Source organism: Acinetobacter brisouii CIP 110357 (assembly GCF_000488275.1).
Taxonomy (GTDB): domain Bacteria; phylum Pseudomonadota; class Gammaproteobacteria; order Pseudomonadales; family Moraxellaceae; genus Acinetobacter; species Acinetobacter brisouii.
The window spans coordinates 26,208-47,156 of sequence record NZ_KI530762.1; the positions used below are offsets into that span (position 1 = coordinate 26,208).

14 protein-coding genes are annotated in these 20,949 nt (G+C 46.6%); 10 read left to right on the top strand and 4 right to left on the bottom strand.

What is annotated here, in order from left to right:
* Window positions 1-141: 141 nt before the first annotated feature.
* The 6 genes from P255_RS00120 to P255_RS00150 all read left to right on the top strand — a co-directional run bounded on the left by P255_RS00120 (window position 142) and on the right by P255_RS00150 (window position 9,406).
* Complete coding sequence (locus P255_RS00120; RefSeq protein WP_004898760.1) at window positions 142-1,392, top strand: SfnB family sulfur acquisition oxidoreductase; 1,251 nt, start codon at window positions 142-144, stop codon at window positions 1,390-1,392.
* A 946-nt stretch (window positions 1,393-2,338) separates the two neighbouring features.
* Window positions 2,339-5,080, top strand: a complete 2,742-nt coding sequence (mgtA, locus tag P255_RS00125; RefSeq protein ID WP_004898766.1) for a magnesium-translocating P-type ATPase — start codon at window positions 2,339-2,341, stop codon at window positions 5,078-5,080.
* 437 nt (window positions 5,081-5,517) lie between these two features.
* Window positions 5,518-6,264, top strand: a complete 747-nt coding sequence (msuE, locus tag P255_RS00135) for an FMN reductase (RefSeq protein WP_004898770.1) — start codon at window positions 5,518-5,520, stop codon at window positions 6,262-6,264.
* Window positions 6,265-6,295: 31 nt separating this feature from the next.
* On the top strand, window positions 6,296-7,396 hold the full coding sequence (sfnG, locus tag P255_RS00140) for a dimethylsulfone monooxygenase SfnG (RefSeq protein ID WP_004898772.1): 1,101 nt from the start codon (window positions 6,296-6,298) through the stop codon (window positions 7,394-7,396).
* 287 nt (window positions 7,397-7,683) lie between these two features.
* Window positions 7,684-8,214 carry an SRPBCC family protein gene (locus tag P255_RS00145; protein WP_004898775.1) on the top strand — a complete coding sequence of 177 codons (531 nt, stop codon included), beginning with the start codon at window positions 7,684-7,686 and terminating at the stop codon, window positions 8,212-8,214.
* A gap of 100 nt (window positions 8,215-8,314) precedes the next feature.
* The gene (locus P255_RS00150; protein ID WP_004898778.1) at window positions 8,315-9,406 is read left to right on the top strand and encodes an NADH:flavin oxidoreductase/NADH oxidase; all 1,092 of its coding nucleotides are present in this window, start codon (window positions 8,315-8,317) and stop codon (window positions 9,404-9,406) included.
* A gap of 46 nt (window positions 9,407-9,452) precedes the next feature.
* Here P255_RS00150 and P255_RS00155 read toward each other — a convergent pair whose 3' ends face one another.
* Entirely contained in the window at window positions 9,453-10,493 is a 1,041-nt protein-coding gene (locus P255_RS00155; RefSeq protein WP_228127498.1) for a LysR family transcriptional regulator, read from the bottom strand.
* 96 nt (window positions 10,494-10,589) lie between these two features.
* Here P255_RS00155 and P255_RS00160 point away from each other — a divergent pair, with 96 nt between their 5' ends.
* The gene (locus tag P255_RS00160) at window positions 10,590-11,843 is read left to right on the top strand and encodes an acyl-CoA dehydrogenase family protein (protein ID WP_004898784.1); all 1,254 of its coding nucleotides are present in this window, start codon (window positions 10,590-10,592) and stop codon (window positions 11,841-11,843) included.
* A gap of 410 nt (window positions 11,844-12,253) precedes the next feature.
* Here P255_RS00160 and P255_RS00165 read toward each other — a convergent pair whose 3' ends face one another.
* The gene (locus P255_RS00165) at window positions 12,254-13,450 is read right to left on the bottom strand and encodes an acyl-CoA dehydrogenase family protein (protein WP_004898786.1); all 1,197 of its coding nucleotides are present in this window, start codon (window positions 13,448-13,450) and stop codon (window positions 12,254-12,256) included.
* Between the two features lie 355 nt (window positions 13,451-13,805).
* Between P255_RS00165 and P255_RS00170 the strand changes: the two genes are divergently transcribed.
* Window positions 13,806-14,903, top strand: coding sequence for a sigma-54 interaction domain-containing protein (locus P255_RS00170; protein ID WP_004898791.1), 1,098 nt, complete (start codon window positions 13,806-13,808; stop codon window positions 14,901-14,903).
* Between the two features lie 25 nt (window positions 14,904-14,928).
* Here P255_RS00170 and P255_RS00175 read toward each other — a convergent pair whose 3' ends face one another.
* Both P255_RS00175 and P255_RS00180 read right to left on the bottom strand, forming a co-directional pair.
* Entirely contained in the window at window positions 14,929-15,906 is a 978-nt protein-coding gene (locus P255_RS00175; protein ID WP_004898793.1) for an ABC transporter substrate-binding protein, read from the bottom strand.
* Between the two features lie 4 nt (window positions 15,907-15,910).
* Complete coding sequence (locus P255_RS00180; RefSeq protein ID WP_004898797.1) at window positions 15,911-16,504, bottom strand: ANTAR domain-containing response regulator; 594 nt, start codon at window positions 16,502-16,504, stop codon at window positions 15,911-15,913.
* A 515-nt stretch (window positions 16,505-17,019) separates the two neighbouring features.
* Between P255_RS00180 and P255_RS00185 the strand changes: the two genes are divergently transcribed.
* Window positions 17,020-18,360 (top strand): MFS transporter, encoded by a 1,341-nt coding sequence (locus P255_RS00185; RefSeq protein ID WP_004898799.1) that lies wholly within the window; start codon window positions 17,020-17,022, stop codon window positions 18,358-18,360.
* A 38-nt stretch (window positions 18,361-18,398) separates the two neighbouring features.
* Complete coding sequence (nirB, locus tag P255_RS00190; RefSeq protein WP_004898801.1) at window positions 18,399-20,945, top strand: nitrite reductase large subunit NirB; 2,547 nt, start codon at window positions 18,399-18,401, stop codon at window positions 20,943-20,945.
* Window positions 20,946-20,949: the final 4 nt, after the last annotated feature.

The window sequence follows — 20,949 nt, forward strand, 5'->3', positions numbered from 1 at the left end:
AATTGGCTGTATGGTACAGCCTTTTTTATTGTTGAAAAATCATGTACTTATTTTGAATAAGCAAAGCATTTTTATCTATAAAATCCCCGAGAAAATAATGCTAAGTTAAGGGCATCCAATGATAAAAAGAGTACACTGATTATGACGACACTGAACCAGACGGGCTTTGCATCGCAAACCGCCATTCCACTCAAATTTTTTGAACACCAGCAAGATGCGCATGTAATCCGTTCCGATGCTGAAGCAATTGCAATTGCACATGAACTGGCTCAGGAATTTGCCAAAGAAGCGTCGCTACGCGATCAGGAGCGTCGTTTGCCTTTGGAGGAAATTCAGAAATATTCGCAAAGTGGTTTATGGGCAATCAATATTCCCAAAGTTTTTGGCGGTGCTGATGTCAAATACCGCACTCTTGCAGAAGTGGTCAAAATTATTTCCAGTGTCGATTCATCTTTAGGGCAAATTGCACAAAACCATTGGGCATTTGTCGAGCATTTACGTTTAGATGCGACCCCAGAACAAAAAAAGTTCTTTTTTGAGCTGATTTTAAAAGGGATTCGTCTCGGTAATGCCTTTTCGGAAAAGGGCAGTAAAACAGTTGCCGACCTGACCACCAAAATTCATAAAACCGCACAAGGTTATGAAATTAATGGTGAAAAGTTCTTTGCTACAGGTGCGTTGCTCGCGCACTGGATTCCGATTGTCGCGGTGGATGAGCAAGGGCGGAGTTATGCAGCGATTGTGCCGCGTGACACCACTGGGGTTGAAATCATCAATGACTGGTCGGGCTTCGGACAGCGCACCACTGCCAGCGGTACGGTGCGTTTAAACCATGTATTTGCCCGTGAAGAATACGTGATTCCTGTGCATCAGGCATTTGAGCGCCCAACGCCTGCGGGTGCAATTTCACAGTTTATTCAGGCTGCGGTGGATGCAGGTATTGCACGCGGTGCGATTGAAGAAACGATTCAGTATGTGCGTCAGTACAGCCGCCCATGGATTGATTCAGGTCTGGAAAAAGCCACAGATGACCCCTACACCATTGCCAATATCGGGGATTTGAAAATTAAGTTACGTGCCGCTGAAGCCGTGCTGGACTTGGCAGGCGATGCGATTGATGTGGCGATTGCCGATACGACTGAAGCGCATGTTGCCGAAGCGACCTTGCTGGTGGCTGAAGCTAAAGTCCTCACAACAGAAGTTGCACTATTGGCCACCAATAAATTGTTTGAGTTATCGGGAACACGCTCGACTTTGTCTGAGCTGAATCTTGACCGTCACTGGCGCAACGCACGCACGCATACCTTGCATGATCCTGTGCGCTGGAAGTTGCATCTGGTCGGTAATTATTATTTAAATGGCGTAGAGTTGCCACGCCATCCGTGGAGTTAAGGGCTAAATTGGCTCATGCCAGTCTGGATCAGGCATTGTCTAAAGCCAGTTAAGCGATGTGATATTTTGAATAGAGCAGCCTGAAGGGCTGCTTTGTTCTTTGTTCAATAGGTGATCTGCGTCATGTAAGCTTTTGCTGACAATGATTCAGGTGATTTGCCAGTAGGCAGCCATGTGGAATTTGCTATGATGAACTCATCAGGAACAGGAAGTTCCAGAACATAAAACAAAAACGATAAGTTCAAGCATCAGGACGTGAGGTACGACAGGAGTTATACCTAGCAATCAAATACGAAAGACCTCAACAGGATGTTGGGGTCTTTTATTTTGTGCTTTAGGCGTTATATCCGCATGTGTTATACCAAATGTGTAACTCGTTTTTTAAGTTGACATGGGTCTACATCTTCATAGATTAACCACAATTTTTTTTACGCTGGAGTCCTTCAGTGGGTATAAGCTTGAGTCGTTGCTCGGAATATTTATTTGGACAACTGTCAGCACACGGGACGTCATAACATTTCGTTCTGATCTCTCGTTGTTCTGCGAGAGGTCGTTAATCTGCCTTGACGGCAATGCCTCATCTACATTGATTGATCAATAGTTGATTAATTGTGTTTTTTCATGAAACTGCATTACTTATCTTTCAAAATGCATTTCGGATAACACAAGTTAAAGATTTATTGCGCCTGCTTATTGGGTTTCTCATATAAGAGGATTGTAGATATGTATCTATATGATCTGAATAACCTATTTAGAAGATCATTGCATGATGTGTCTCATGTGATGTTGATTTCCCATTTTTTAGGCAAAGTAACGGTTCCTATTCCCCAGCGCAAGATCAGTTTTTGATTTGTGAGCGCACTATAAAAAACTTGATGCTTTTCATAGTGTATGAACTGATTTTTCTCCATGAATTTGACTCAAAATTCATATTTTGGAGCTCGTCATGCGCACATTTTTTCTCAAACAACTGTTTCTGAGCTTTTTAAAAGTACGTCACTTCGGGCGGCATTTTCAGCGCTTTATTAGTCTGGAACATGTGACTCGTGCCAACAAAACACAATCATTTCCACCAGAACTGACCAAAACGCTTGTTCAGTCGGCACGACATACGCCTGAGCAGCTCTACCAAGAACTTAATACCAGTCTTGCAGGCTTAGATGAAAATCAGGTCGAACAACGTCAGCAACAATATGGCTTAAATGAAATTCAGCAAGAAAAGCCTTTAAGCTGGTGGGTGCATTTATGGTTTTGCTACCGTAATCCATTCAGCTTATTACTGACATTACTGGCATTGGTGTCCTTTTTTACCCATGACATGCAGGGTACGCTGGTAATTGGAACCATGGTTCTGATTGCAACCATTTTACGTTTTTGGCAAGAGCAAAAATCTAATCAGGCTGCTGAAGCATTAAAAGCCATGGTCACCAATACCGCAACGGTGATTCGTCAATCTTCAGGCTCGCAACAACAGATTAACCCAACCACTTTAAATGTGCAGGCCAGTGAGGAAGTCACCATTCAGGCGCTGGTACCCGGCGATATTATTTTACTTTCTGCGGGTGATATGATCCCTGCGGATTGTCGGGTTCTGGTGGCGAAAGATTTATTTGTTGCACAGGCTGCCATGACAGGAGAATCTTTGCCTGTTGAAAAATATGCCATTCAAAAAGATCAAGATGCAATTAACCCACTGGATCTAGAAAACATTTTGTTTATGGGAACCAATGTGGTGTCAGGTTCAGCGACAGCTGTTGTGTTAACGACAGGTGGGCAAACTTATTTTGGCGCATTGGCAAAACGGATAACGGCCAGCGAGCAAGTGACTACTTCATTTCAACTGGGGGTCAATAAAGTCAGTTGGTTGCTGATTCGTTTTATGGCGGTCATGGCACCGATTGTTTTATTTATTAATGGTTTTACCAAAGGCAACTGGACAGAAGCGAGTCTCTTTGCGCTTTCAGTTGCTGTCGGGCTAACCCCAGAAATGCTGCCCATGATTGTCACATCAACACTGGCAAAAGGTGCGGTGTTTCTGTCGCGCAAAAAAGTGATTGTAAAGCGTTTGGATGCAGTCCAAAACTTTGGGGCAATGGATGTGCTTTGTACGGATAAAACAGGCACACTCACACAAGATAAAATCATTTTAGCAAAACATGTGGATATTTGGGGTAACCCATCCAAGAAAGTCTTGGAGCTTGCCTGTCTCAATAGTTATTTTCAAACTGGCCTAAAAAACTTACTCGATGTTGCTGTGTTAGAACATGGTGAAAGTCATTTAATAGTTTCTGATTTACAGAAATTCAAGAAAGTTGATGAAATCCCGTTTGATTTTAACCGCCGTCGTATGTCGGTTGTGGTTGAAGATGCATCACAGCAGCACACCATGATTACCAAAGGGGCTGTAGAAGAAATTCTTGCGGTATGTCGTTATGTGATGCATGACGATGAAATTATCAGCCTTGATCAACAGTCGCTACAGCATATCCACAAGGTCACCGCAGAGTTCAATGCAGAAGGTCTGCGCGTTGTGGCAGTCGCAACCAAGGCAGGTTTGAGTCACCATGAATATGGCATTGCCGATGAAAGTGATTTGATTCTCGTGGGCTATGTCGCTTTTCTTGACCCACCTAAAGAGTCGACAGCGCCTGCGCTTCAGGCACTATCCGAGCATGGTATTGTGGTTAAGATTTTGACAGGTGACAACGATCTGGTGACCGCCAAAGTCTGTAAAGATGTGGGATTACATGTCAATGCGATCATTCTCGGCAGTGATATTGAGCAAATGGATGATGCTGCTTTGGCTCAGGTGGTCGAGCAATACAATGTTTTTGCCAAACTGACACCTGCGCACAAGGAACGTATTGTACGGATCTTAAAACACAACGGGCATGTGATTGGCTTCATGGGCGATGGCATTAATGATGCACCCGCCTTGCGTAGTGCAGATATCGGTATTTCTGTCGATACAGCCGTCGATATTGCCAAAGAAGCTGCCGATCTTATTTTGCTTGAAAAGAGTTTGATGGTTCTGGAACAGGGGGTGTTAGAGGGTCGCCGTACATTTTCAAACATGCTGAAATATATCAAAATGACTGCAAGTTCAAATTTTGGTAATGTTTTTTCGGTCTTGATTGCCAGCGCATTTCTTCCGTTCTTGCCGATGCTTCCAATACAATTACTGATTCAGAATCTTTTATACGATATTTCGCAAATTGCCATTCCGTTTGACCATGTGGATGATGAGCTTCTACTCAAACCGCAAACTTGGCAACCTGCTGAAATCGGGCGTTTCATGCTGTTTTTTGGCCCAATCAGCTCGATTTTCGATATCGTCACTTTCATCCTCATGTGGTATGTCTTTGGTGCCAATAATATTGCACATCAGACGCTGTTTCAGTCTGGCTGGTTCGTGGTCGGGTTATTAACCCAGACCTTAATTGTGCACATGATTCGCACCCCGAAAATCCCATTTTTGCAAAGTCGCGCGGCCATGCCATTGATGATGATGTCGTTGATGATTATGGCAATCGGGATATATTTGCCGATGGGAAGTTTGGCGCCGTATTTTAAATTACAGGCATTGCCAACACTGTATTTTGTATTTTTACCCTGCATCTTGATTGCTTACATGGTACTGATACAACTTGTGAAACGCTTCTACTTCCGCCGCTATGGTTGGCAGTAAGTAATCAAGGAATTGTTCAGATACACGCTATATCGACGAGGCTTTTTGCTTGACTCGATGATCAGCTGATAGACCACATTAGGTTTATGCAGAATGATGCTTTTTTTGAGTAAAAATGTCGGGAACAGACAGTGGATTTACACATTGAGGTTCTCGGTTGCAATCGGTGCTGTGAGCTTTGTTTGATATGGTTTTATCGTTTAAATAGACATGCTGCTGCTCGGGCAGCTCCCCGAATTGATCATCAAAATAGCTGGGCTGAATACGAATAACAGATGAAACAGAATTGCTGTATTGCATTGTAAATGCAAAGGATATCGTTTTTTAACATATCTTAAAAAACGATAAATTTGCCCGTTTTTATTATTTTACGCTGCATGCCCAAATGTGGATAAATAAACCTCAATAGATTTATATTTCAATTCAGGTTTATGTCCATGTCCACCACTTTAAATGCAGTCAAACCCTTAAATATTGTCGCTGTTTCAGGCGGCTTAAATAACCCTTCTAAAACCGAAGCACTGGTTCAGGAAATTATTCATGAACTGGGTCAGGCAACCCCGATCAACGTGCATTTTATTAAGTTCAGCGAAATCGGGTCGTTATTGGGCGGTGCGATTTATCGTCATCAATTGCCACAGCGCGTACAGGATGATCTGGCAGCAGTTGAAGCTGCAGATGCCTTAATTGTTGGTACACCTGTGTACCGTGCTTCATTTACTGGTTTGTTTAAACATTTCTTTGATTTTGTTGAACAAACTGCTCTAGTCGATGTGCCAGTTTTATTGGCGGCTTCAGGTGGTAGCGACCGCCATGCCTTGGTGCTTGAGCATCAGTTACGCCCATTGTTCAGTTTCTTTCAGGCACAGACATTGCCAATCGGTGTTTATGCCACGGATCGTGATTTTACCCCTGAATACACCATTCAAAGCGCAGCCTTGCGTGATCGCATCATCTTGGCGGTTGCACGTGCCTTACCGATTTTAGAGTGGGCGCCTGCTAAAGGTCAGCGTGCGGAAGTCGTGAAAGCTAAAACCGTTCAAGCCAACCAGAATTTAGGTATTAACCGACAAATTGAACAAGAAGAAGTCTTACCTTCAGCCGCTGTACCTGACTTGCAAGCCGCAGAATCCCGTTTACAACATAAAGCAGGCAAGACCTCAATTCAGGCCGATGTGGCATAACCGCCATCAGTTTCCCAAGGAGAATAAAAATATGGCGCAATCACAACAGCAACTTCAGTTTGCTTACTGGGTACCCAATGTTAGCGGTGGTCTGGTGGTCAGTAATATTGAACAACGTACTGAATGGAACATTGAGTACAACAAGAAACTGGCACAAACCGCAGAAAAAAATGGCTTTAGCTATGCGCTGTCACAAATCCGTTTTACTGCGGGTTATGGCGCGGAAAATCAGCATGAGTCCGTTTCATTTAGCCATGCAATTTTAGCGGCGACTGAAAAGCTCAAGGTGATTGCGGCGATTTTACCGGGGCCGTGGAAACCTGCACTGGCAGCCAAGCAATTGGCGACCATTGATTATTTAACCCAAGGGCGAATTGCGATTAACGTGGTCAGTGGCTGGTTTAAGGGCGAGTTCGATGCAATTGGCGAAGAATGGCCTGATCATGACCAGCGTTATGCACGTTCAGAAGAGTTTATTCGCACTCTGAAAGGCATTTGGACCACCGACAATTTTTCATTTGATGGCAAGTATTATCAGTTTAAAGATTACACCTTAAAGCCAAAACCTGTGCAGCAGCCACATCCTGAAATTTTCCAAGGTGGAACATCACGTGCAGCACGGGATATGGCATCACGCGTTTCGGACTGGTACTTTGCCAATGGCAACACGGTTGAAGGGATTCGTGAACAGATCGAAGATTTGCGCGCGAAAGCCAAGCAGAATCAGCATCAGGTCAAAGTTGGTCTAAACGCCTTTATTATCGCGCGGGATACCGAAGAAGAAGCGCAGGCGGTGCTGCAAGAAATTATTGCCAATGCCAACCCTGAAGCCGTGAATGCCTTTGCTGATGCGACACGTCAGGCAGGTGCAGCCAGCCCTGAAGGTGAGGGTAACTGGGCGAAGTCTAGTTTTGAAGATCTGGTGCAATATAACGATGGCTTTAAAACCAATCTCATCGGTACACCTGAGCAAATCGCAGAGCGCATTGTGGCGTACAAAGCCGCAGGGGTGGATCTGATTTTGGCGGGCTTCCTGCACTTTATTGAAGAAGTCGAATATTTTGGGCAACGGGTTTTACCGTTAGTTCGGGAATTGGAACAAAAACAACAACAGGCAAAAGAAGTCGCTTAAGTTGGGCGAGGTGGGTAATCAATAGACTTTTTTCATTACGGTTTATCCTCTCTTTGTGTTTCTCCCAGAGGGAGAAAGTTAATGGGGCAATGACAAAAGTCTAAAACGAGTTGAGCAACTGACAGCGCATTTTCGGATGCGCTTTTTTTATGTCGAATTTTGGATATTAATTTTATCTATGTATTGGATAGAAATTTAAGATTATTTTTATAATAAAAGCACTTGTATGATGAGCATAAGATTCATATCACAGCGCTGCTTGTGAACAAACATACGAGAAACTGCACATGATGAATTCGATTGTTTGGCCAGCAGGCTATCTGCCTGGCGAAACCGATAATTTCTGTTCCAATGAAGTGATTGTCAAAGGTTTAAGCACCGCAGAGGTATGGCCGTATCTGGTAAATGCTGATGAGTGGCCAAGCTACTACGCCAATTCTTCCGATGTCAGACTGCCTGAAGGTGCAAAGCAACTGCAAGCAAACATGGTCTTTTTCTTTAAAACCTTTGGTTTTCCTGTCGATGCCCAAGTGCTGGAGCTGGTTGCACCGCAAGCAGGCGAGCCTGCACGAATTGCATGGCATGGTTGGGCGGGCGAGGTTGGTTCAGCCGAACGTCTGGACGTGCATCACGCATGGCTCATCGAAGACCTGGACGGTGGTCGGGTGCGTATCTTGACCCAAGAAACCCAACTGGGGCAGCCCGCAAAAGCGCTGGCTCAAGCTAAACCGAATCCGATGATCAATGGGCATCAGGACTGGCTAGAGGGCTTGGTGGCTGCTGCCTGTCAGGCAAAAAATGGCCAATGTCTCTCATAGACTGGTGACTTTACAACATATGGCAAAGTCTTGAATTTTTCAGATAAATACATGATTGGATTTGAATTTTAGGCGATTTTATCGCGATTTAGAGGTTAGCATGACGGCATTATTTACTCCCTTTCAACTTAAAGATGTGACGCTACGTAACCGTATTGCAGTCCCTCCGATGTGTCAGTACAGCGCTGTGGAGGGCAAAGTCACCGACTGGCATCTGGCGCATTACACCAGTATGGCGCGCGGTGGTGCAGGTCTGGTGATTGTCGAAGCGACAGGTGTATCGCCTGAAGGGCGAATTACTCCTGCCTGTCTGGGGTTGTGGAGCGATGAACACATTGAAGGTTTGGCACAGATTGCTCAGGCGATTAAAGCTGCTGGGGCAGTGCCAGGCATTCAGATTGCACATGCAGGGCGTAAAGCCAGCGCCAACCGTCCGTGGGAAGGCGATGACCATATTGCTGCTGATGACCCACGCGGTTGGCAGCCAATTGGAGCATCGGCGATTGCTTATGGTGAAAACTTGCCACGTGTGCCACAGGAAATGAGTCTTGCCGATATTCAACGGGTTCAGGCAGATTTTGCTGCTGCTGCGCGCCGTGCAAAACAGGCAGGTTTTGAGTGGTTAGAGCTACATTTTGCGCATGGTTATTTGGCACAAAGCTTTTTTTCCAAGCATAGCAACCTGCGCCAAGATCAGTATGGAGGTGATTTTGCAGGGCGAAGCCGCTTTTTGCGTGAAACCTTTGCAGCGGTACGTGCAGTTTGGCCAGAGCATTTAGCATTGACCGCGCGTTTTGGTGTGATTGAGTACGATGGCCATGACGAAGAAACCCTGAGCGAGTCAATTGAACTGGTCAAACAGTTGCGTACTGATGGGCTAGATTTACTCAATGTTAGTGTCAATTTTAATATCCCTCAAGCTCAAGTGCCGTGGGCAGAACCTGCATTTTTAGCACCAGTTGCTGAGCGTGTACGCCGTGAAGCCAACTTGCCTGTTGCTGCTTCATGGGGACTGGACAAACCTGAACTGGCTAATCGTTTGGTAGAACAGCAGCAAATGGACTTGGTAATGATCGGGCGTGCCTTCTTGGCAAATCCGCACTATCCGCTGCAAGCTGCCAAAGCATTGCAACTGGAAAAACCGACATGGGTATTGCCTGCACCGTATGCACACTGGTTAGAGCGTTATTAATTTATAGTGATATTCACGGAAAAAGTCAGCCCTGTGCTGACTTTTTTCATGTTGCGACCAGCGGATTGTACAGCGCACAATTTTTTGCAAACTGTTCTTCATTTTGACAGATCTCTAACATGAGTTGACGTAACCAGCGGTGGCGTGGGTCATGCTCAGTTCGTTCATGCCACAGCGCAATTTTACTAAAACTTGGAATCTCCAGCGGCGGTGGCACAATCGCCAAATCCTGACGTTTACACACCAGACGTTTCGGTACAGTTGCCACAAGGTCGCTATTTTGCAAAATCTCAGGCAGCAGTAGAAAACTTGATGCTGACAGCGTGACGCGGCGTTGTCGACCCAGTTGTTGCAATTGTTGATCGGTAATCCCCGAGAAACTGCCTTGAAAGGAGACCAAGGCATGATCCAGCTCACAAAAACGATCCAGACTCAGGGGCTGTTGCAACGCGGGATGTCCCAAACGCATTACGCTGACATAACATTCATCAAACAGATGTAGATAATGCAACTCATTGCCACAGCTATGCTCAAAACTCGACAGCGCCAGATCAATTTCACCCTGTTCCAAACGCTGCGCTTCTTTGTCGGTTGAAGGTAACAAGGCGATTTGGACATGCGGTGCTTGCTGTTTGAGTGCTGCCAGAAATGGCACTAAAATAACCTGATGGGCATAGTCCGTGGCGGCGATACGGACCGTAAATTCAGCCGTGGCAGGATTAAACTCCAATGGTTGCAGCAGTAAATCAATCTGCGCCAAAATCTGCTTGATCGGGCAGATCAGCTCCAAAGCGCGCGGTGTAGGTACAATGCCACGCTGTGAACGAACAAATAATGGATCATCAAAACTGTCACGTAAGCGTGCCAAAATGCTGCTCATGGCAGGCTGGGTAATAAACAGGCGTTCTGCGGCGCGGGTCACGCTACGTTCTTCCAGTAAAATATCCATGGCTTTAAGCAGGTTAAAGTCAAGATGACGCAAGTTTTTGACCATCATTTCTCCCAATTTGGCAGATTGGGCAATCTGGTTATGATTGCCCAAGTGTTGCTCTGGCAACAGTAATTCAACATGGCGCTGTCCAATCAACAATAACCAAAAATAAAATTCAAACAAAATCAATAAATTAAAGTTGGCACAACATCTGCAAGAGTCATGTCAAACCGATAAAATTAGGACGATGACATGACCAGTTTAACTGCATTACAACAAGATTTATCGCTCGGTACCGATTATGAGGTATTGGCACAGCGCTTTCGCCCGATTTTTCAGAAAATCGCCGAGACAGCCTTGCAACGCGAGCAGCAACGTGAACTGCCGTATGAACCGATTCAATGGTTAAAACAGGCAGGTTTTGGCGCAGTACGTGTGCCTGTACAGTATGGCGGTGCAGGCGCCTCAGTACCACAATTGTTCCAACTCCTGATCGAACTGGCAAGTGCTGACTCGAATGTACCACAGGCCTTGCGCGGGCATTTTGCCTTTGTCGAAGATCGTCTGAATGCACACCGTGACCACAGCCAAACCCACTGGTTCGAACGCTTTGTAGCAGGGGAACTGGTCGGCAACGCATGGACAGAAGTGGGTGATGTCAAAATTGGCGAAGTGATTACCCGTTTATATCAGGATGAATCTGGACGCTGGACGGTCAGCGGCAAAAAATACTATACCACGGGCAGTATTTTTGCGGACTGGTTCGACCTGTTTGCCCAGATCGATGCCACCAAGCAAAACGTTATTGCAGCGGTACGCACCTCGCATCCGAATGTCAAAATTGAAGATGACTGGGATGGTTTTGGTCAGCGTACTACAGGTAGCGGCACAGCGACTTTGCATGAGGTCGAGGTTGATCCAGAAAATATTATTGATTTCGATAGCCGCTTTAAATACCAAACTGCATTCTATCAACTGGTCTTGCTCAGTGTCTTGGCAGGCACCGCTCATGCCGCAGTGGCCGAGTTTAGCCGTCAGGTCAAGGCACGTACCCGTGTCTTTAGCCATGGCAATGCTGATCGGGTCGATCAGGACGCGCAAGTATTGCAAGTGATTGGGCTAGCATCGGCACAAGCCTATGCCGCAGAAGCGACCGCCATTCGTGCCGCAGAAGCCGCACAGCGTGCTTATGAAGCGCACTTTGCCCATGCCGATCAGCGTGAGGCTTTGGAGCAACAGGCAAATATTGCTGCCGAACTGGAGTCAGCACAAGCGCAGGTGGCAATTGCACCACTGGTATTGCAACTGACCAGTGATCTGTTTAATGCACTGGGCGCCTCAGCCACCAGTAGCCAAAAAAGTCTGGATCGTTTCTGGCGCAATGCCCGTACCGCAGCATCGCATAACCCGCTGATTTTTAAACAACGTATTATCGGGGATTATGCCGTCAATGGCACAGAACCTGTCTATGTCTGGCAGATTGGTGGCGGCAGTAAACAGCAATAAACAGTGTGACAGGATCAGCCATTTGACTGATCCTGTTTTTAGTCACGGGAATTAAAAAATGCCGATTCGGTAAAAAACCGACTGAAGCGATTAAAAATAAATCAGGAGGATGAGGCTTAGCAGGCTGGCTCCTGTTTTAGCATTCACCTGCTATGTCCTGCACGTCGATTGAACGATTTTAACTGGGTTCATGTTTGACCTGAGAAGTATCGCTTCGCAAGGCTTTCGAGATGAGCAGCATCGCTGCACAAGGGCAACCTACTTGCGCAGCGCATTGCAAAACTCGCTTAAAATCATCTTGTTATTAACAAATCCAAAAACAGTATCTTAAAAATACTGGTCTGGCTCAAACAGTTGCAGATGACCTATTCATATCTCCAATGTTTGAGAATATCGTGATCTCTCTCAGCTTAACTATAAAAACTTGGCTGAGGGACCTCGGCATTCAGTGCCCATTCTCCCAGTTCCTTGATTTTATAATCTACAGGATCATGCAAAGTTTGCGTACGCACATTACGCCAGAAACGGTCGAGACGTAGCGCCGCCTGAGTGGCGCGCGCGCCCGTTACTTCAAACATACGATTACTAATATCCAGACTGACGCGGCTCGCTGCCACTTTCGCGGTAGCAACGGCTATCGCCACTTGTCCACGTTGCTCTGCGGTCAGGGCTTCACCAATCTGCCATGCTCGCTGTAACTGTAAAATCGCCTGCTGGTTTAACGCACGTACCGACTCCAGTTGTAACCAGAACTCGCCATAATGTCGCAAGATATACGGGTCTTGGTCAGCGCGTTCCACCCCAGACAAAAACCATGCTCGGCTTTGCGCTTGGGTGTATTGTTTGGCTTCGGCAAAAGCCCCTTCGGCAACGCCCAAAAACATATTGACAAAAGTTAGTTGAGCAATGAGGGGGCGCAGACAGGCAAATGGCGTGCTGAGTGGGCCGGGTTCGAGTAGCAGTTCATGTTGCTCAACGCGTACATGGCGAAAAGTGGCACTGCCGCTGTCGGTTTGGCGTTGTCCCATATTGTCCCAGTCATGATGCAACTCAATGCCTTCGCGCTGGGTTGGAATTGCAGCAATCAACAGTTTTCCTGTGCCCTGATCAATCCCCGATGCCACCAGCATGTCGGAATCAATGGCACCTGAGCAGAAGCTTTTTTGCCCTGAAAATAAATAGATTCCGTCCTGCTGATGCACCACGGTACGTTGATCTAGCGGGTTTAGGGTATTGCCCCAAAACAGTTGCTGGCTTGCAGTCTGCTGAAACCAGTTTTGCCATTGTTCAGCGCGGGCAAATAGCCGCACCGTTGCCAGCAATAAATGATGAAAACCAAAGACATGTGCCAGTGAGTTATCCACCTGTGCCAAAATCCGCACGCTGTTCATGACATCGAACCAGTTACCATCTAATCCGCCTAAATTTTTCGGAATCGACAGTGCCAGCAAGCCACTATCACGAATCAGTTGGCGCTGTGCTAACGGCGAGCCACCGTCACGGTCACGTTGTACCGCCGTTTCCGCAAAAGCATCGGCAAGGTGTTGAGTTTGTTGTTGTATTTCAGGGTTAAGTAGCGTAGAAAAATCGGGCAGGTTGATCGACATGATTTAATTCCATACAGCCAAGCAGGGCATCCGTGTGATTGCTTACCATAAAGGGCTTAGGGCAAGCAGGCAAGTTGCTTTTTTAAGCAATACACTGACTTGGTTGGTTCAGTAGTGAGAGTCTTGAGCCTTACAAAGAGCATGCCAAATAAAAATAAATTAATTTTCAATGACTTATATTTTTAACGATGAGAAAGCAGTGTTGCATCAGCAACAGTTGCTGTGACCGTGTTGCTGAGGCAACAGATTCGTTATCTGTAAAAAGAATAAATATTCAAAAAATTATGATTGGATGTGATTTATCTGCCTCACTTAAAGTAAGGCTTTGATTGTCCAATGTCTGTTTGGAGTTACCATGCCTGTTGTCAAACATCCTCATTCCCGTGAATTGCTGCACTCTGTGCGGGCAAGTGCGATGGTGTTTGAAGATCCTGAGTCACAGCAATTGCTGGATTATATACAGGCGATTGCACCGAGTCAGGCGACTGTGCTGATTATGGGGGAAACGGGCACAGGTAAGGAGTTGATTGCGCGGCAGATCCATGAGCTGAGTGAACGCTGCGAGCAGGCTTTTATTGCGGTAAATTGTGGGGCATTTTCGGAAAGTCTGGCGGAAAGCGAGCTGTTTGGACATGAAAAAGGCGCATTTACAGGCGCACATGAAGCGCGGGTAGGCTGGTTCGAAGCAGCGCATGGTGGCACGATTTTTCTGGACGAAATTGGTGATTTGTCCTTAGCGATACAGGTCAAGTTGCTGCGTGTCCTGCAAGAAAATCAGGTGGTGCGTTTGGGTTCACGGCAAACCCGACAGGTGAATTTGCGCGTAATTGCCGCGACCAATGTTGATCTGCAACAGGCTGTAGCTGCGGGTAAATTTCGCGAGGACTTGTACTATCGGCTGAATGTTGCCAGTGTACAGCTCAAGCCGCTACGCCAGCGACAGGGCGATATTTTGCCTTTGGCACAGCATTTTATTCAGGACTATTGTCAGCAACTCAACTATGCCCCTGCGCAGTTAAGTCAGGCAGCACAGACAGCATTACTGGCGTATGCATGGCCTGGCAATATTCGTGAACTGGAAAATGCCATTCATCGGGCGCTGTTGGTGTGCCGGCAGGCATTGATTCAACCTGAAGATTTGCAACTGAGTGCTTGCCCTCAAGCATTGGGATTGGTCAGCCAGTTGCCAACCACATCCACCTTACAGCAAGTTTTATTGCACTGGTTTGAACAGGGACTGGACAATCTGGATAAGCAGCTCGAAGCCGAGATTACCCAAGCGGCCTATGCTTATTGCCATCAAAATCAGATGCATACCGCGCAGTTATTGGGCATCAGCCGTAATATTGTTCGGGCACGCCTGCTCAAACATGGTTTACTCAAACCGAGTGAGCGCCGCCGTGAACAGCAACGAAAAAGCCTGCCGAGCGTTGCTGCGCGGATGTATTCATGACACTGCACAGCAGATTGGCTTGAGGCTAAATGATACATGCCTGACTAATACGCTGAATCTGCGCTTCACTTAAACCCAACTGATCCCACTGGTTCATCTGACTAGTGAGCCAGACAAAATCCGAGAGTTTTGGTGCTGCCGAATGGGTCACATAGTTTTGAATAATATGCACAATCGCATGGTAACGTTCGACATGGGTGTCGGGTGAGCAAGGGAACTGAATGATTTCATAGTGAACCAGCATTTGCCACAGCTCGGCAAAATTTTGCAGTTGCTGAATATCTTGCTGCGCCAACCGTAATGCTGTACTCAACGCCAGCAAGGTTTCAGGGTGACGTTTTGCCCATTCTTCAGTCACTGCCAGAACCTTGTCGGCAACGTCAGGCACAATATCCAGTCCAGACGCAACTATCTGGCTTTTACCCAGGATTTCACCTTGAGTATTCCACGGTTCGCCGACACAAAAACCGTCAATCAGACCTGTAGAGATTGCCTCGACCATATACGGTGGTGGTAGGGTCAGTAATTTAATGTCCTTGGCGACATTGCGGTCAGCAAGCGCTAGCCATTCGCGTAAACAATAATGATGCAGTGAGTGCCCAAACACCTGCGCCAGACGAATCTGGCGTTCGGGTAAAATCGTGGCCAGTTTATGCGCGGTCTGGCTGGCAGAGTCCTGAGCGGTGATGCCCAGTTCATAGCACAGTTTTTGGCTCAGGCTGATAAATGTTGCATTTTGACTGAGAACCAGCGAGGTTTTGAAGGGAATCCCGACCTGATCAGTGCCTGCCTGTGCCGCAGGTAACATGGCTGACAGGCAGTGTGCGGCATCTAAAATACCAAATGCCAGTCGGTCACGCAGGCTTGCCCACGAAGCTTCCCTGACCAGTGTGACCTCGAGTCCAACCTGCTCAAAAAAACCTTTGTGCTTGGCCCAAAGTAGGGCAACCGCATCCAGTAAAGGAATGTAGCCGATGTGCAGATGAGTTTTTTCGATCTTCATGCCGTTAATCCTTAAAAGTCTGGTTGAGCAGTTGCTGTGCCTGAATCAGTTGACGAGCCAGATCACCCATGGAAATGCGGGCGTTCATGGCATTTTTGCGTAGCAAGCGAAAGGCTTCTTCTTCGCTGAGCTGTTGCAGTTGCATCATCATATTTTTGGCTTTTTCAATGTCTTTACGATCAGCCAGACGCAGCTTGGTTTCTTTCAGGTCGCTTTCAAGTTGCTGATGTTTTTTATATTGTTCAATGGCAATTTCCAGCACCGTGTCGAGACGTGCAGGGTCAACCCCATCAACAATATACGCCGTGACGCCTGCCTGAATGGCATGCTTAATCGTGTCACGGTTATTGTTTTTGGTAAACAGTACCGTTGGCAAATTACAGTGATTGACAAAAGCTTCAATAATGTCACGTTGTGGGTGATCCATATCCAGCAAAATCACATCGGCATACAGTGCTTGTAAATCTTGTGGCTGAATATCTTTAATGAGCAGGCATGCCACTACCTCAAAATCATGTTCGGTCAGGCAGTGCTGCAAATAGCTTGCACGAAATTCATCATCGTCGATCAAGGCGATTTTGAGTTTGGATGTCGACATAGTGGCTAGCTCAAAGGTTGGCTTGACGGGGTAATGGGCAATTTGATGATGTCCAAGCAAAATCGATGCCATACACCGTGGTTTTGTGATGCACTTTAAATTCAATACAACGTTAAAATTTCTGGATTTGGTTGCCTAATAGTGCGAGATATAACAAAAAATTCTAATAAAACAAAATAATAAATAGAACGCGAGCCAGTGCAAAGTGGTGATGTTGCTGTGCAATCACACCAGTTACGCCTAGATTTAGTGCATTTTTGTGGTGCAGTGCACAATGTGCGCAAAAAAATACATGCAGGCAATCGGTCATAAAAGCATAAATTGATCTTTATCTATTCAAAATCAAGCATTTTAAAAATTGGCATGAGATTTGCTGATATGTCCAGCATAGATCAAAGATGATCGCCTTTATACCCAATATAACGGCCAACGATGTCCGTTCTGATGAATTCTACTGACTGCATGGGTGCATTCAGTGGAGACGTAATTAACGTATCAGTACGCGAGGATTGGCCATGACTACCAATTTAAATTCTCAAAAAGCAACTAAAATAAACCTGTTTAGTTTTTCTACACCTGCCATGCGTGCTTTCCACATGAGCTGGCTGGCATTCTTTGTCTGCTTCTTTGCCTGGTTTGCCTGTGCACCCCTCATGCCCGTGATTTCTGGCGAATTCCATCTCACTAAAGACCAGATTGCCAACATTAACATTGCGGCAGTGGCGATTACCATTCTGGTTCGTCTCATCGTTGGCCCACTGTGCGACAAATACGGTCCACGCAAAACCTACACCGCATTGTTGTTCTTGGGCAGCCTGCCTGTATTTGGTGTGGCAGCAGCCAATAGCTATGAATCTTTCTTGTTTTTCCGTCTTTTGATTGGTGCAATCGGCGCAAGCTTCGTCATCACTCAATATCACACCAGTGTGATGTTTGCACCAAACGTGGTGGGAACTGCCAATGCCGCCGCAGCAGGCTGGGGCAATGCAGGTGGCGGTGCAACTCAGGCATTAATGCCACTGATGTTGTCTGCAATTGTGATGTATGGCGTTGAGCAAAGCATGGGCTGGCGTATTGCCTTACTGGTTCCAGGGGTAATGATGCTGATCGTCGGCGCATTGTACTGGAAATTTACTCAAGACTGCCCAGCAGGTAACTACAAAGAACTTCGTGAACAAGGCATTGAGGTTGAAGGCGGTAAAAAAGGCGGCTGGGCAATCATTAAAGAAGCATCTCGTAACTATCGCGTCTGGATTTTATTCATCAGCTATGCGGCATGCTTCGGGATTGAAATTTTCATGCATAACGTAGTGACCATGTACTACGTACAAAAATTCAATTTTGGCTTAAAAGAAGCAGGCATGGCCGCAGGGATCTTCGGTTTATTGGCACTGTTTGCTCGTGCACTCGGTGGGATTCTCTCAGACAAATTTGCACTAAAACGTGGTTTAGATGCCCGTACTGAAATTCTATTCTTCATGATCTTGGGTGAAGGGTTGTTCCTGATGTTGTTCTCGCAAATGAATGCACCTGTGATGGCAATCCTGAGCATGACTTTATTTGGTTTATTCACGCACATGGCCTGTGGAGCAACTTATGCACTGGTGCCATTCATCGATCGTAAAGCTTTAGGCGGTGTGGCAGGGATTATTGGGGCAGGCGGTAACGTCGGTGCTGTGGCAGCAGGTTTTATCTTCAAGAGCATGCCAGACCTGCAAACTTGCCTGTTTAGCCTCGGCATTATGGTGGTGGTGATTGGTTGTGTGGTGTTGTTCATCCGCTTCTCACCTGAACACAAAGCCCGTGAAAAACAGCTCTTCGAAAAAGCGCTACTTGAACGCAACGAAGCTGTTTAATCCAAATCTCCCAAGAAATCACTTTAAGGATGCCGATGATGAAACTCGTTATGATTGGTCATGGAATGGTTGGGCACAAATTTATTGAAAGTGTCCTCGAACATAACAATGATGACCTTGAAATCACCATTATTGCCGAAGAACCGCGTTTAGCTTATGACCGCGTACATTTGACCGAATACTTTTCTGGGCGCAGTGCCAAAGATTTATCGCTTGCCCGCGCAGACTTTGCCGATGCTTACGGTATTGATTTACATCTCAATACCCAAGCCATTGCCATTGATCGTCATCACCAGACCGTGACCACTGCAACAGGTCAAATTATCGGCTATGACAAACTGATTTTAGCCACAGGTTCCTATGCTTTCGTTCCGCCAATTCCGGGCAATGAACGCGAAAACTGCTTTGTGTACCGCACCATTGAAGACCTAGACGCGATTCGCGCTGCAAGTCTAAATGCTAAATCTGGCGTGGTGATTGGTGGTGGTCTGCTGGGTCTGGAAGCAGCAAAAGCCTTGCGTGACCTGAACTTGCAAACCCATGTGGTGGAATTTGCTCCGCGTTTGATGGCGGTACAAATTGATGATTTGGGTGGTAAGGTTCTCCGTCGTAAAATCGAAAACTTGGGCGTGCAAGTGCATACCCAAAAAGCCACTCAAACCATTGAAGATGGTGAACATGCTTTTCATGTGATGAAATTTGCCGATGGTTCACAGCTTGAAACCGACATCGTACTGTTTTCAGCAGGGATTCGCCCACGCGACGAACTGGCACGCAGCAGCGGCTTAGCAGTCGGTGAGCGCGGCGGAATCGTGATTAACGACTACTGCCAAACTTCGGACGAACACATTTACGCGATTGGTGAATGTGCGCTGTGGAATAACAAAATTTTTGGTCTGGTTGCACCGGGCTATGACATGGCGCGTATTGCGGCGAAACATGTCCAACAACAAGACACCACACTGTTTGCAGGTGCGGATATGAGCACCAAACTCAAACTGATGGGGGTTGATGTTGCTTCAGTCGGTGATGCGCATGCCATGACACCGAATGCGGTCAGCTATTTCTATGCTGACGAAGATGCCCTGATCTATAAAAAACTGGTGGTGGATCAAGCCAAAACCAAAGTTTTAGGTGCGGTGTTGGTTGGCGATGCAACCGAGTACAGCGAATTGCTGCAAATGATGCTCAATGGTTTGCCACTGCCTGAACAACCAGAAAGCTTGATCATGCCAGGCTTTAGTCAAGGTGCAGCCAAAGCAGGTGGCAGCGGTGTGGACTTGCTGCCAGATAGCGCGACCATTTGTTCATGTAACAACGTTTCCAAAGCCGACATTTGCCAAGCGATTGGTGATGGAGCAACCTCTCTCGGTGCTTTGAAAAAATGTACCAAAGCAGCAACCGCGTGTGGTGGCTGTGCGCCATTGGTGACTCAAGTCTTGAAAGCGGAGTTGCAACGCCAAGGCGTCACCGTGAATAACCACATTTGCGAGCACTTTGCTTACTCACGCCAAGAGCTGTATCACTTGGTACGCGTGCATGAAATCAAAACTTTCGATGCCTTGATTCAACAATTCGGACAAGGTTTGGGCTGTGACATTTGTAAACCGACCACTGCCAACATTTTAGCGTCTTGCTGGAATGACTTTGTGTTGAAACCAAGCCATGCAGGCTTGCAGGACAGCAACGACTACTACTTGGGCAACATCCAAAAAGATGGTTCTTACTCAGTTGTACCGCGTATGGCAGGTGGTGAAGTCACCCCAGATGGCTTGATTGCCGTGGGTCAGATCGCTAAAAAATACAACCTTTACACCAAAATCACAGGGGGGCAGCGTGTCGATATGTTTGGGGCGCAGTTACATGAATTGCCGCTGATTTGGGAAGAACTGATCGTCGCAGGTTTCGAGTCTGGACATGCCTACGGCAAGTCATTACGTACTGTGAAATCTTGTGTCGGTAGCACATGGTGCCGTTATGGTGTAGATGATTCAGTTGGTTTGGCAATTCAACTGGAAAACCGCTACAAAGGTTTACGTTCACCGCACAAATTGAAAATGGCAGTATCTGGTTGTACCCGTGAATGTGCCGAAGCACAAGGCAAAGACGTGGGCGTGATTGCCACTGAAAAAGGCTGGAACCTGTATGTCTGCGGTAACGGTGGCATGAAACCACGCCATGCAGAATTGCTGGCATCTGATCTCGATACCGAAACCTTGCTGCGTTATATCGACCGTTTCTTCATGTTCTACATTCAAACCGCAGACCGTTTACAACGCACCAGCGTATGGCGTGACAACATGGAAGGTGGCTTGGATTATCTCAAAGCAGTGATCGTGGAAGATTCACTCGGCTTGGCAGAAGAACTGGAACGTTGTATGGCGCATGTGATCGGCACCTATCAGGATGAATGGCGCACTGCTGTGGAAGATCCAACGGTTCGCAAACGCTTCAAAACTTTCATCAATGCCGATGAACAACGCGATCCACATATTCAATTTACTCAAGAGCGTGGACAGATTCGTCCATTGAAAACAGCAGAACGTGATCAAGACCGAATCGCGATGGTTGAAGCACAGGTTTAAGGAG

What these genes read in the sequence shown, in the direction of transcription:
- P255_RS00120 (WP_004898760.1), top strand. Translation starts at nt 142, where the DNA reads ATGACGACACTGAACCAGACGGGCTTTGCATCGCAAACCGCCATTCCA.
- mgtA (WP_004898766.1), top strand. Translation starts at nt 2,339, where the DNA reads ATGCGCACATTTTTTCTCAAACAACTGTTTCTGAGCTTTTTAAAAGTA.
- msuE (WP_004898770.1), top strand. Translation starts at nt 5,518, where the DNA reads ATGTCCACCACTTTAAATGCAGTCAAACCCTTAAATATTGTCGCTGTT.
- sfnG (WP_004898772.1), top strand. Translation starts at nt 6,296, where the DNA reads ATGGCGCAATCACAACAGCAACTTCAGTTTGCTTACTGGGTACCCAAT.
- P255_RS00145 (WP_004898775.1), top strand. Translation starts at nt 7,684, where the DNA reads ATGATGAATTCGATTGTTTGGCCAGCAGGCTATCTGCCTGGCGAAACC.
- P255_RS00150 (WP_004898778.1), top strand. Translation starts at nt 8,315, where the DNA reads ATGACGGCATTATTTACTCCCTTTCAACTTAAAGATGTGACGCTACGT.
- P255_RS00160 (WP_004898784.1), top strand. Translation starts at nt 10,590, where the DNA reads ATGACCAGTTTAACTGCATTACAACAAGATTTATCGCTCGGTACCGAT.
- P255_RS00165 (WP_004898786.1), bottom strand. Translation starts at nt 13,450, where the DNA reads ATGTCGATCAACCTGCCCGATTTTTCTACGCTACTTAACCCTGAAATA.
- P255_RS00170 (WP_004898791.1), top strand. Translation starts at nt 13,806, where the DNA reads ATGCCTGTTGTCAAACATCCTCATTCCCGTGAATTGCTGCACTCTGTG.
- P255_RS00175 (WP_004898793.1), bottom strand. Translation starts at nt 15,906, where the DNA reads ATGAAGATCGAAAAAACTCATCTGCACATCGGCTACATTCCTTTACTG.
- P255_RS00180 (WP_004898797.1), bottom strand. Translation starts at nt 16,504, where the DNA reads ATGTCGACATCCAAACTCAAAATCGCCTTGATCGACGATGATGAATTT.
- P255_RS00185 (WP_004898799.1), top strand. Translation starts at nt 17,020, where the DNA reads ATGACTACCAATTTAAATTCTCAAAAAGCAACTAAAATAAACCTGTTT.
- nirB (WP_004898801.1), top strand. Translation starts at nt 18,399, where the DNA reads ATGAAACTCGTTATGATTGGTCATGGAATGGTTGGGCACAAATTTATT.